Source organism: Streptomyces sp. x-80 (assembly GCF_046549095.1).
GTDB classification, from domain to species: domain Bacteria; phylum Actinomycetota; class Actinomycetes; order Streptomycetales; family Streptomycetaceae; genus Streptomyces; species Streptomyces celluloflavus.
Genome location: NZ_JAJPWM010000016.1, coordinates 165,561 through 177,365, shown reverse-complemented (window position 1 = coordinate 177,365; position 11,805 = coordinate 165,561). Strand labels below are relative to the sequence as shown.

Sequence of the window (11,805 nt, the reverse complement as noted above, 5' to 3'; positions counted from 1 at the left end):
GGCGTGCTCCGGTGGCCGGGGCGTGCCGGCGGGATCAGGAACGGGCGCTCGTGGGCATCCTGCGTCCGACGCCCCATTCGTCGAACCACAGCCGGGTTTCGGCCGTGCGGAAGGCGCCGCCCGGCGCTGCCTCGTACTGCCGGTAGCGGTGGATCGCGGTGAGGTAGACGTGGACGGTGGCCGCCCAGTGCGCCTTCTCGTTGACCATCAGGTGCAGTTGTTTGTCGTCCTCGGGCAGGATCGGGGTGATCCGGCCGGGTGCGATGGTGAACTCGCCGGCCTCGGTGAGCTGGACGCACTCCCCCTCGTGCCGGGTGACGACGTACTTGATCTCCCGCGTCTCGCCGGTGAGCGCGCTGACCGCGCCGATCGTGTCGTCGTGGTCATGTATGGGGCTCCCCTGCCCTGGTCCCCAGAACACGAGGACGACCTGGTAGGCGTCCTGGGGGGAGTTCAGCAGCAGCCGCGTGTAGTTCCCGCTCGGGTGGTACTCCTCGGCGAAGTGCTGGTTCTGCGTCGAGGTGGTGAACTCCGCGAGCGCGCCGGAGAGCTGACCGATGGTCTCTTGACGGGTGAGCTCGTCGGCCTGGCTTTTGATCCGTGAGACCGCATCGATGAGTGCCGTGACGTCCATGGGTCACTTCCACTGGGGTAGTCGTATGGCGAGGTGCGGGAGCGCGGGTGGGCGCGCCGGCGGTGGCGGCGCGCCCTGGTCCGCCGGCCGCCGGAGCGGCTCCGCTCGCCCGCGCCGCGGCGGGGCGGTGCGGGCGGGCCGCGCGCGGGCGTTCACTGGTCGCGCGCCCGGCGGAGGAGGGATCGACGAGGTGCTCCGCGGTGCGGTCGCGGAGTGGAGTCTGCTGCGGTCTTCGGCTTGTGCACGGCGGTCGGGACGGGGTCCGGCGGCTCGTCCCGCGTGGGGTCGGCGCGTGTCCGGATGGCGGTCCGGACACGGCGCCTGCGGCGGGACGGGGACGCGGGCGGGCGCCCGTACGGGCGGGCGCTCACCGCGCGGTCCCCGGGCTCGTCGGCGGCGAGCGGGAGGTGTGGAGGGGCGCCTGGCGGGCGGCGGGGGTTTCTCCTTCCGGTCGGCACCGGGGCCGGCGGGATCCACCGGTGCGGGGGGGGCGGTGGTGGGTGCGCGGCTCACCCCTGGGCGGGCTGGTCCGCCGTGTCGTTGTGCGGCAGTTCTCCGGAGGCGACGACGGCGTCGCGCAGCGGCTCGCACAGGGCGATGAGCCGTTCCGCGCGTTCGGTGCCCAGAAAGCGGTAGGGAGGGGCCGCGGCGGCGTCGGTCGCGTCCTCGATGCGGGAGCGCAGCCGGGTGCCCGCCTCGGTCAGCCGTCCGGCGGCGTCCAGCAGGCCCGATGCGGTGAGGGCGGTCACCTCGGCGTCCCAGTCCGCTGCGGACCAGTCGCGGTGCTCGCGGACCTGCCGGGCGCTGAAGAGGCTTTTCCCGGTGGCGGCGTCGGTGACCAGCGCCGCTATGGCGCCGACGCCGTGGCCGACCAGCGCGGCGATGTGGCCGTCGCCCCGGTGCTCGCGCAGCAGTGTGAGGGCGTGCCAGAGCGCCAGGTGCGGTTCCTGGGGCCACGGCAGTTCGGCGTGCGCGGCGTACAGGGGCCGGCCCTCGGGGGAGCATGCCTCGGCGGCGGCTCTGGCGAGCTGGGCCGCCTCGGCGACCTCCGGGCTCTTGACCACCTCGTCGCCGAGGACGCGGCGCAGCGCGCGGTCCACGGCGGTCAGCCGGGCCTCGGTCACGCGCTCCGGTGCGGCCAGGTCCCATGCCGCGGGCAGGTAACGGGCGATGAGGGCGGGGTTGAAGTTGTAGAGCAGGGCTGCCACCGCGGCGGACGAGGTGCGGCCCAGGGCGGCGACGCGGCCGGCGAAGTACCCCATGTGCCCCGGCTCGAGTCCCGCGGAGGTGAACTCCTGATCGGCCTCGGGCGCGAAATAGCAGAGCAAATGTACGGGGTCCCCCGCCTGATGACATCGCGAAGCGATTAAGGGGATCGAATCACTGATCATGATTTGATGCTAGGGCGGTCCGTCGAAGGGTGTCAACGCCTGTTGAAGGGGTTCAACGGCTTTGACAAGAATCGATGTGATGCGCGTAATGTGCAGGCAGGCGGGTAACTATGATCGAACAATGGCTTGTTTCATGGGCGTGATTCAGCCGCCGTGATTCAGCCGCATGACGAAACCGGCCGATAATCCGGATCTAGGCTCCTGCGATGTGCTTGCTCCGCGCCTCTCGACCGCCTGTGAGCTGCTCAAATGCCGAGGTGTGGGCTGTCGTCGCAGAGAAGTGGATGTGTTTTGTGAACCCCGGCGAAATGGGCACGGGAAATGATCTTTACGACGTGGTAATCGTGGGCGCACGGTGCGCCGGTGCTTCACTGGGAATGCTGTTGGCTCAGCGTGGCTATGCGGTGGAAATGGTTGACCGAAACGCTGCGGGAAGCGACACGGTATCCACTCATTGGATTAGATGGCCGGGTGTTCAGCAGCTCCGCGCATGGGGTCTTCTCCCGGCGCTGGAGAAAACGGGGTGCCCGCCTATCGTCAGCGCCTCGCTCGATTTCGAGGGCCATGTGCTGGCGGGCGGACCGATGGCCGCGGGGACGGAGGCCGCGACCTACGCACCCCGGCGGACCGCGCTGGACGCGCTGCTGGTGGCCGAGGCCCGCGCCAAGGGGGCGCGGCTGCGGGAACGCTTCGCGGTCACCGGTCTGCTCGTCGCCGACGGCAGGGTCACGGGGGTGCGCGGAACCGGACCGGACGGGCCCGCCGGCCTGCGCGCGCGGGTGGTCGTCGGGGCCGACGGCCGCAATTCGACGGTCGCCCGCCTGGTGAAGTCCCCGGTGGTGGAGGACCGGGGGGTCCTCGCGCGCAGCCTCTACGGCTACTGGTCGGGGGTCGCGGAACGGGGGGTGCGGGTGGTGTTCCGCGGCAGGCGCGGCATCTCCCTGTGGCCGACGAACGACGGTCTCACCGTGGTGTCGCTGGTCTTCCCGCCCGAGGAGGCCCCCGGCCCGGGGCGGTCGGCACTGGCGGAGTTCTACGTGTCCTCGCTGCGCCAGGTGCCGGAGGTCGAACGGGCCCTGGCGGGCGCGGACCTGGTCTCGCAGCCGCAGGCCGCGGCCGTCCGCAACGCCCGCCGGCAGGCTCATGGCCCGGGGTGGGTCCTGGCCGGGGACGCCGGCCACCACAAGGATCCCGTCTCGGCGCAGGGGATTTCCGACGCCTTCGCCGACGCCGCTGTGCTCGCCGACGCCCTCGACGCCGCCCTCTCGGGCTCCGCCGGGCTCGACGAGGCACTGGCGGGCTACGCCGCGACCCGCGACGCGCAGCGGCTCGGGACCTTCGCCTACACCTGCGAACAGGCCGAGTTGCGCCCTTTCGGGGCCGGTTTTCTCGACGATCTGGCCCGGACCGCCGCCGACGAGCAGGCCGTCGCGGCGTTCGTGAACACCTTCGTCGGCTGTGACGCGCCGTCGGACGCGAGCTGGCTCGGCGAGTCCCACTAGGACCACAGGCCCTCCGCTTGTTCGCTGGTGGGCGGGGTCAGTGCGCGAGCCCCGGGGGAAGCCCCAGGAACAGGCCACCGCTGACCTCGACGAGCTGCCCGGTGACCCACCTCGCGTCCTCCGAGGCGAGGAACGCCACGACGTCGGCGACATCGGCGGGGGTGCCGATCCGGCCGAGCGCGGTCATGTCGATCATGACCTGCCTGGCCTCCGGCTGCTCCCGCCGCTGCGCGGCGGTCAGATCGGTGTCCACGGCGCCGGGGGCCACCGTGTTCACCGTGATGCCGCGCTCGCCCAGCAGGTGCGCCAGCGTCCGGTTCATCGCCTCCACCGCGGCCTTGGCCATCGTGTAGGCGACGTCCGCCACCGCGACCCGGACCGCCGCGGAGGAGACCGACACCACCCTGCCGCCGTCGGCGAGCAGCGGCAGGGCGCGCTGTACCAGGAAGAAGGGGGCGCGGGCGTTCACCGCGAAGAGCCTGTCGAAGATCTCTGGCGTGGTGGCCTCGAAGAACGTCGTGCTGAAGCCCGCGTTGTTGACCAGCACGTCGAGCCGGTCCCTGCCGCCGTCGGCGAACCGGGAGCCCGCCTCGGCGATGAGTGCGTCCACCCCGGCGACCGTCGAGAGGTCGGCGCCGACGGCGAACGCCGCTCCGCCGTGTGCGCGGATGTGCGCCACGGTCTGCGTGGCGGCCTGCTCGTCGTGTCCGTAGTGGACGGCCACGCGCGCGCCGTCCGCCGCCAGCCGCTCGGCGATGCCGCGGCCGATCCCGCGTGAGGAACCGGTGACCAGTGCGGTGCGGCCTGTCAGGTCGGGCATGGTGCTCCCTTGTTGAGCGTAGGGCCGGTCCAGGAGGGCCGGGGAGGGCCGGTGGTGACGCTGCCGAGGCCGCGGGCGGCCAGGACCCGGTCGGTGACGGTCCGGTCCTGGCCGGCTCCGCGCGGGTCCGGTGCGAGGTGTCCGGCCGGTCCCGTTGCGCTGGTGCTCCCGCCGGCGGGGCGCAGTTCGCCGGCCGTCGTGCGCTGGGGTGTGGTGTTGCTGCCCCGTCGCGCCGGACGAGGGCGGCCCGGTCACCGGGGGCGAGGTGGCAGGTGACGTCCGGCGGCGGCAGACGCGCGCCGGCCCGCACCTCGACGTTCCGTTCGACGTTCCGTACGGTCATCAATGGAGGCGCTCCGTGATTTCCTGACGGCGGACCTGTCCCCTGACCGCGGTGAAGTCGCCAGGAGACTCGCGGAGTTGACCTGCGGGTCTCCTGGCGACCCGCGTGCGGGACGGAGCAGGCAGTGCGCCGTGTGCACGGGGCCGGGTCAGCTCACGGCGGCGCACTCCTCCACCGGGGCCGTGCGTGAGGCGCCCACCGCCGCGGCGGCGCAGACGGCCATGGCCAGCAGGCCCAGTACCGCCATCCCGGCGCCGAACGCCAGGTTCCCGGCGGCGGTGGCACCCACGAGTACCCCGGCGCCGCTCGTGCCCAGTCCGGCCGCGGTCACATCGCTGATCTGCAACGCCGACGAGTTCGTTCCCGTCTCGTCCTCGGCGGACTGGTCGAGGACGAGGACGCCGGTGGTGGGGACGCACACGCCCATGCCCAGTCCGCCCACGATCCACAGCAGGTACACCGGCCACCCCGGCGCCCCCGGCAGGCACAGGGCCGCCATGCCCACGAAGCAGCACGCCAGGGCGGCGAGCCCCCACCGCAGCAGCGACGGCCTGGCCACCGTGGTGATCCTGCCCTGCGCCTGCGCCCCCGCCCACCAGCCGAGGGCGCCCGCCAGCAGGGGCAGGCCCGAGGCCGCGGTCCCGAAACCGTGGAGCGTGACGAGGGTCAGCGGTACGACGGACTCCACGGCGTAGAACGACCCCGCCAGCAGGCCGCGCACCGCGACCACGGAGGGCACGCCCCGGCGCAGTCGCGTCGAGCCCCGGGGCAGCAGTTCGCGCAGTCCGGCCACCAGCGCCAGCAGCCCCGCCCCCAGCAGGAGTACGGCCAGCGTCGTCCGCCCGGCGACCACGGCGTTGCCCCCCGACTGGAGCACGACGACGCCGATTCCGGCGAGCAGTGCGAACAGGGGCTTGCGGGAGCCGCCCGCGCTCGTGCGGCCCGGTGCGGTCGAGGTGCGCAGGACGGGGAGCAGCGTCAGTCCGCCGGCCAGGACCAGCGGCACCAGGCCGAGGAACACCCAGCGCCATCCGAGGTGCGCGGTGATGGTGCCCGAGACGACCGGCCCGACCAGGGCCGGCAGGACGTAGGCCGCGGAGATGATGGCCAGCGCCTTGGGGCGCAGGTGGGAGGGGTAGGCGGTGGCCACGAGCTGGAACACCGCGACCGAGGCCAGCCCGACGCCGATGCCCTGCGCGCCCCGGCCCAGGACGAACACCGCCATGTGCCCGGCGGATCCCGCCGTCAGCAGGCCGATGGTGAACACGCCGATGCCGGTGAGCAGCGGTGTGCGCTGCCCGACGCGGTCGCACCACTGGCCCGCCACGCCGAGGCCCACCAGGTTCATCACCAGGAAGGCGCTGTAGGGCCAGCCGAAGAAGGCGAGCCCGTCGAGATCGCGCACCACCGAGGGCATCGCGGTCGCGACCGCGATCCCCTCGAACGCGAAAAGGCTGATGGCGACGGCGATGCCGATGCTGGTGAGCCGCCACTGCGGCGCGAAAACGCCGGGGGAACGCTCCATGATCTCCAACCCGTGAAGCTCTGCGGCCGGCCGGAGTCCGCACCCGGTCCGGTGCCGCGCCGGCCGCTCTCGTAGTCCTTGGTGTTCCTGTGCGGCGGCACGCTACAGGCGGTGCGTCACGTGCTTGATCCGTGTGTACGCCTCGAAACCGTATCGTGAGAGGTCTTTGCCGCCGCCGGACTGGCGGAAGCCGCCGTGCGGCAGTTCCGAGGGGAACTGCAGGTGGGTGTTCACCCATACGGTACCGAAGTCCAGGTCCCTCGAAAGCCGCATCGCCCTGCGGTGGTCGGTGGTCCACACGGCTGAAGCGAGGCCGTACGGTGAGGAGTTGGCCCGGCGCAGGGCGTCGGCCTCGTCGGCGCACCGCTCGACGGTGATCACGGGTCCGAAGATCTCCGTGCGGGTGATGGCGTCGTCCTCGCGCACGCCGGCGATGACGGTGGGGGCGTAGAAGAACCCCCGTTCGCCCACTTGGTGGCCGCCCGTGACCACCTGTGCGTGCGGCGGGAGCGCGCCGACGCTCGCCTGCACGCGTGCCAGGTGTTCGGGGTTGTTCAGCGGCCCGTAGGCGGTGCCGGGTTCCGAGGGCGGGCCGGGGCGTCGTGCCGATGCCTCGGTCACGAGTGCCGCCAGCAGTGCGTCGTGCACCGTGTCGGCCACCAGGACCCGGCTGGCGGCCGTGCAGTCCTGCCCGGCGTTGGCGAGTGCTCCGGTGACGATGGTCCGCGCGGCGTCGGCGAGGTCGGCGTCGGCGCAGACGAGGACCGGGGTCTTGCCGCCCAGTTCGAGGTGGGTGCGCTTGAGGGTGGCGGCGGCGCGGGTGGCCACGTCCACCCCGGCGGCGACCGAGCCGGTCAGTGAGACCGCGGCGGGCGCCGGGTGTTCGACCATGAGCCGTCCGGTGGCGGGGCCGCCGCAGACCACGTTGAGCACGCCGGGCGGCAGGACCTGTGCGGCGAGGTCGGCCAGCAGGAGCGCCGAGGAGGGGGTGGTCTGCGCGGGTTTGAGGACGACGGTGTTGCCGGCGGCGATGGCCGGGGCGGACTTGAGTACCGCCATCAGCAGCGGGAAGTTCCACGGGGCGATCTGTGCGCAGACTCCCACGGGTTCGCGCCGGGTGTAGGAGGTGTGTTCCGGTGCGTACTCGCCGCCGGCCACGCCGTCGAGCAGCCGCGCGGCGCCGGCGAAGAAGCGCAGTTCGTCGACGACTCCGGCGATCTCGCCCGCGGCGTCCCGGCTTCCGGTGTCGCGGAGTTCGGCCTCGCCGAATGCGGCGGCCTGCCCGGCGACGGCGTCGGTCAGCTCCAGCAGCGCGGCCTGGCGTTCGCCGGGGGTGGTGCGGGACCACCCGTCGAAGGCCGAGGTTGCCGCGCTCATGGCGCGGTCGACGTCCTCGGCCCCGGTACAGGGCACGCTCAGATGGGCTTCGCCGGTACACGGGTCGAGGATTTCGAGGTGCTCGGTGCCGGGGGCGGACTCGACGCGCTCGCCGTTGATGACGTTGCGAACAGTGGGTGCTGTCACGGTGGTGTTCCCCTTGTGTCTGGGCCGGGTGGTCAGGCGTCGCCGGTGACCCGGAGCGACGTGATGCCGTGGAAGCCGAGGTTGTTGTTCCAGTTGGTTTCCTGCGGCGGCACGTGCAGCGCCGGCCATCTGCGGTACAGGCTGCTCAGCGCGATGCGGGTGGTCTGGCGTACGAGCGGGTCGCCGAAGCACAGGTGCCGGCCGGTGCCGAAGGTGAGGTGCCGGTTGGGCAGGGGCCGGTCCAGGACCAGTTCGTCCGGGCGGTCGAAGACGGCGGGGTCGCGGTTGGCCGAGGCCACGTACAGCAGCAGGGGCTGTCCCTTGCGCAGCGGGACGGCGGTGCCGTCGGAGGCGGTGTACTCGAAGTCCTCGCCCGCGACGCGTCCGACGAACGAGACCGGTGTACACAGGCGCAGGAGTTCTTCGACGGCGGGGCCCGCCGTGGCGGGGTGCAGCAGCAGGTCCCGTTCGGTGGTGGGGACGGCGGTGAGGGCGCGCACGCTGTTGCCGATGAGGTACCGGATGGAGGCCACGCCGGCGAACAGCAGCAGTGCCGACTGCGCGACCACGTCGCGCTCGGAGAAGCGGCGGCCGCGTACCTCGGTCTCCCGCAGCCGGTGCAGCAGTCCGCCCTCGGCGCGCGAGCGGCGCGCGTTGTCCTCGGAGGCGAGGAATTCGGCGAGTTGCCGGGTGCTCTCCCTGGTGCGGCGCAGGTGCTCCACCGAGACGGAGGTCGAGCCGAAGAGGTGCGCGATGTCGTCGGTCCAGCGGTTGAGTTCGGCGTGTGCTTCGACCGGGACACCGAGTACGTCGGCGATCACCATCGCGGGGAGCGGGAAGGCGAAATCCGACATGAGGTCGAAGCCGGTGGGGTCGACCTGGTCGAGCAGTTTGTCGACGAGGCCCTGGATGCGGGGTTCGAGGTACTCGTCGGTAAACGGTACGTAGCCCTTGTTGGCCTGGCGGCGGTTGCGGGTGTGTTCCCTGCCGTCGTGGAACGCCAGCCAGCGGGCGTAGATGTCGAGCATGTCCGCGAACTCCTCGCGCTGCTCGGCGGGGAGGAAGCGCAGCGGGACCGCCGAGCGCGCGTTGGACAGCCGCTCGTCGCGCATCAGGCGTGCGCAGTCGGCGTAGCGGAACATCAGCCAGGTGCCGCCGTAGATCTTTCCGGACAGGTGGGCCGGGCTGCGTTCGCGCATCAGTGCGTAGAAGGAGAACGGGTCCTCGATGTACTGGAACTGATTGTGGGAGAAGTCTTCGACGGAGACGAGCTCAAGTGACATGGCAGGGGCTCCCGAGAAGTCGTTGGGAGGTGCTGGGACAGCCGATGTTGTCGGAGTGAGAATCCGTGGCTCTCTCGGTGTCATCGTAAGGTGGCTTTCGGCGGCACCTCAAGATCTCAAGGCTGCATCAGTTTTCCATTTTGGGTTCCGGGCGGGAATGTGGATACCGATGCGGCCATTTTTTTCGGCCAGGTTCGGCGGGCTTTCGGACGCGGCCTCGTACGTCGTGAACGGGGTGTGGAGGTGCCTGGCAGTGATGCCGGGGACGCTGCCGGGCGCGCTGCCGGAAATTCGCGGCGGGGTGCCGGCCGTGGTGAACGGGGGCTGGATATTGCCACCGAAGGGCTTGTTTTTCTGGCTGAATTACAGGTTGTTGCCGTTTCGTGTACGCCGATCGGCCGGATGCGGCCGGTGCGCGTCCCCGCACGCGTGGGGTCTTGGCGAGGATCTCTGCTGACCTGGTGGAACGGGCCGGCTGCCCGGCCGCGGCGAGGGGCGCGGGTGCGTGGCGGGCGGCCGGCCGGGAGCGTCCGCGACGTGTGCTGCGGGCCTTGCGCGCCGAAGTCGCCGTGCGTAGCGTGGTATTGCTGCCAGCCTCGATCATCGGTGTGTGCCACTGTCACGGCGTACACCGGGGCTGGTCCACCGACGAGCGGACTTCATGGTCTGGCGGGACCTGGTTTCCTCGTCCGGCAGTGGTTTTTCCCTACGTGGTTGCCCGGCGGGGCCCGCGTGTCTGCTGTGTCCTCACATGCTGTCGCGCTCCGCGGCTTCCGGTGCTGGTGGCCCCAGAATGCATGGCGCGGTTCGCTCTGCCGTGAAACTGCCCTCAAGGAGGGATCTTTGCCATTCGGAGTCGATAGTTCAGTGCACACGATCGACCGTCGCGCATTTATCGACAACAGTGTTCTCGATATCGAGTTCGATCGTGTTTTTCATCCGTCCTGGCAATTTCTCGGGTTTGCCGGCGAGGTGCGTGAACCAGGCGATTACGTCGTGCGGATGCTCGGCCGGGACGAGGTCGTCGTCATACGCGGGGAGGACGGTGAGGTGCGCGCGCTGCACAATTCGTGCACCCACCGGGGCACCCGCCTGTGCCGGGCGAGCCTGGGCAACACCGCGCATCTGCGGTGCAGTTACCACGGGTGGACCTTCGCCAACGACGGCAGGCTGGCGGGGGTGCCCGCGCTCCGGTCGGGCTACCCGCCGGACTTCGACCACGCCGGGCACGACCTGCCCGCCGCGCGCGTGACGAGCCGGCGGGGGTTCCTGTTCGCCACCTGGGACCCGCACGCTCCCGACCTGGCGGAGTACCTCGGTGAGATCGCCTGGTACCTCGACGCCCTCCTCGACTGCGGGGGCGGGGAATGGGAGGTCTGCGGTCCGCCGCAGCGGGTGCGCGCCAAGGGGAACTGGAAGATCCCCACGGACAACTTCGCGGGCGACGGCTACCACATGCGGACCACCCACCAGATCGCGCTCGATCAGGGGATCTACGGTGACACGCTGGCCGACGGCACCCGGGGGCGCGCGGGCACCGACCTCACCGCGGTCAACATCGCCACCCCGGCGGGGCACAGCGTGCGCGCGGGCTACGTCATCGACAGCGGGCACTCCCTGGAGGACAGGGATCCCGCCGCGCCGCAGTTCCCCGGCTACCCGCCCGAGCGGTGGGCCGAACTGGCCGCGGCGCAGACCCCGGAGCAGGTGCGGTTCACCTCGCACTGCGAGGTCGCGCACGGGGTGGTGTTCCCCAACACCGCCTTCCTCAGCGTCGCGCACGACCGCGCGGTGGGCGAGGAGAGCGATCCGCTGACCCGCTATCTGGTGGTCCGCTCCCATGTGCCGGTCAGCGCCCGGGAGACCGAGTGCCTGTACTGGACGCTCGTGCCCACCGCGATGGACCCGCAGTGGCGGCGGCGCTCCTACCGCTTCCAGGCCCGGACCCAGTCGGCGGGCGGCATCCTGTTCGAGATGGACGACTTCGAGAACTTCGCCCGGATCGATGACGCCCTGGCCCGCTCGGCGCCGGGCCGGGGCGGGCCCGTGGACCTGACCCTCGGCGCCGGTCTGGGAACCCCGGCGCGGGATTTCCCGGGTCCCGGGCGGGCCGAGGTCGCCACCCTCAGCGAGCACAACCAGCGGGCGTTCTACCGGCGTTGGTCCGCACTGGTGGGTGAGCTGCCGTGATCGACCGGAGGGATCCGCGCGCCCCGGCGCGGCCTGCCACGTCCCCGCAGGACCTGGCCGACGGCCCGTTTCCCGACCGCGGTGCCCGGCTGGCCCGCCTCGACCCGGAGATCACCGCCGTGCTCACGGAGGAGGGCGCCGCGCTGGACGAGGGCGAGCACCGGCGCTGGCTGGACCTGCTCGATCCCGCGTTCCGCTACGAGATCCCGGTGCCGCTGCTGCGGGAGGACCCCGCACTGGAACGGCACAGCCGCACCGCCGTGCTGTTCGAGGCCACCAAGCGGGTGCTGGAGCTGAAGTTCGGCCGGGCCGGTCTGCTCCAGGCGTGGTCGGACCGGCCCGGCACCACGACGCGTCACTTCCTCGGCTCGGTGCGGGTGTTCGACGCGCCCGCCGCCGGGGTGGTGCGTGCCGACGCCAACGTGTTGGTCACCGGTAACCGGGGGGCCGGGCATACCGTGCTCGTCAGCGCCGCGCGCCACGACCTGCTCCGCGAGCGCCACGGGCGCTGGGTGCTGCTGCGCCGGCGTGTCCTGCTCGATGTGGAGGTCGCCACCCATGAACAGCTCTCCGTCATCTTCTGAAGCCGGGCA

Annotated in this window: 9 protein-coding genes; 3 read left to right on the top strand and 6 right to left on the bottom strand. The window is 71.7% G+C overall.

Annotated features, from left to right (window positions below; genetic code table 11):
• Window positions 1-34: 34 nt before the first annotated feature.
• The gene (locus ACLJWH_RS29075) at window positions 35-634 is read right to left on the bottom strand and encodes a cysteine dioxygenase (protein ID WP_411144750.1); all 600 of its coding nucleotides are present in this window, start codon (window positions 632-634) and stop codon (window positions 35-37) included.
• Between the two features lie 509 nt (window positions 635-1,143).
• Window positions 1,144-2,025: an SCO6745 family protein gene (locus ACLJWH_RS29070; protein ID WP_411144749.1), complete on the bottom strand. Its 882-nt coding sequence runs from the start codon at window positions 2,023-2,025 to the stop codon at window positions 1,144-1,146.
• Between the two features lie 206 nt (window positions 2,026-2,231).
• On the opposite strand from ACLJWH_RS29070, the gene ACLJWH_RS29065 reads away from it, so the two are divergent.
• Window positions 2,232-3,527: an NAD(P)/FAD-dependent oxidoreductase gene (locus ACLJWH_RS29065; protein WP_411144748.1), complete on the top strand. Its 1,296-nt coding sequence runs from the start codon at window positions 2,232-2,234 to the stop codon at window positions 3,525-3,527.
• Window positions 3,528-3,564: 37 nt separating this feature from the next.
• Here ACLJWH_RS29065 and ACLJWH_RS29060 read toward each other — a convergent pair whose 3' ends face one another.
• The 4 genes from ACLJWH_RS29060 to ACLJWH_RS29045 all read right to left on the bottom strand — a co-directional run bounded on the left by ACLJWH_RS29060 (window position 3,565) and on the right by ACLJWH_RS29045 (window position 9,022).
• Window positions 3,565-4,347, bottom strand: coding sequence for an SDR family oxidoreductase (locus tag ACLJWH_RS29060; protein ID WP_411144747.1), 783 nt, complete (start codon window positions 4,345-4,347; stop codon window positions 3,565-3,567).
• A gap of 491 nt (window positions 4,348-4,838) precedes the next feature.
• Window positions 4,839-6,215 (bottom strand): MFS transporter, encoded by a 1,377-nt coding sequence (locus ACLJWH_RS29055; protein WP_411144746.1) that lies wholly within the window; start codon window positions 6,213-6,215, stop codon window positions 4,839-4,841.
• Between the two features lie 102 nt (window positions 6,216-6,317).
• Complete coding sequence (locus tag ACLJWH_RS29050; protein ID WP_411144745.1) at window positions 6,318-7,739, bottom strand: aldehyde dehydrogenase family protein; 1,422 nt, start codon at window positions 7,737-7,739, stop codon at window positions 6,318-6,320.
• A 32-nt stretch (window positions 7,740-7,771) separates the two neighbouring features.
• On the bottom strand, window positions 7,772-9,022 hold the full coding sequence (locus ACLJWH_RS29045; protein WP_411144744.1) for a cytochrome P450: 1,251 nt from the start codon (window positions 9,020-9,022) through the stop codon (window positions 7,772-7,774).
• A gap of 402 nt (window positions 9,023-9,424) precedes the next feature.
• On the opposite strand from ACLJWH_RS29045, the gene ACLJWH_RS29040 reads away from it, so the two are divergent.
• The gene (locus ACLJWH_RS29040) at window positions 9,425-11,212 is read left to right on the top strand and encodes an aromatic ring-hydroxylating oxygenase subunit alpha (protein ID WP_411144798.1); all 1,788 of its coding nucleotides are present in this window, start codon (window positions 9,425-9,427) and stop codon (window positions 11,210-11,212) included.
• Entirely contained in the window at window positions 11,209-11,796 is a 588-nt protein-coding gene (locus tag ACLJWH_RS29035; RefSeq protein WP_411144743.1) for an aromatic-ring-hydroxylating dioxygenase subunit beta, read from the top strand. The genes ACLJWH_RS29040 and ACLJWH_RS29035 overlap by 4 nt, the downstream gene beginning before the upstream one ends.
• The last annotated feature ends 9 nt before the right edge of the window (window positions 11,797-11,805 follow it).

Bases quoted from the DNA above. Each gene is read 5' to 3' on its own strand.
- ACLJWH_RS29055 (WP_411144746.1), bottom strand. From the start codon at position 6,215: ATGGAGCGTTCCCCCGGCGTTTTCGCGCCGCAGTGGCGGCTCACCAGC.
- ACLJWH_RS29070 (WP_411144749.1), bottom strand. From the start codon at position 2,025: ATGATCAGTGATTCGATCCCCTTAATCGCTTCGCGATGTCATCAGGCG.
- ACLJWH_RS29065 (WP_411144748.1), top strand. From the start codon at position 2,232: ATGTGCTTGCTCCGCGCCTCTCGACCGCCTGTGAGCTGCTCAAATGCC.
- ACLJWH_RS29060 (WP_411144747.1), bottom strand. From the start codon at position 4,347: ATGCCCGACCTGACAGGCCGCACCGCACTGGTCACCGGTTCCTCACGC.
- ACLJWH_RS29045 (WP_411144744.1), bottom strand. From the start codon at position 9,022: ATGTCACTTGAGCTCGTCTCCGTCGAAGACTTCTCCCACAATCAGTTC.
- ACLJWH_RS29075 (WP_411144750.1), bottom strand. From the start codon at position 634: ATGGACGTCACGGCACTCATCGATGCGGTCTCACGGATCAAAAGCCAG.
- ACLJWH_RS29040 (WP_411144798.1), top strand. From the start codon at position 9,425: ATGCGGCCGGTGCGCGTCCCCGCACGCGTGGGGTCTTGGCGAGGATCT.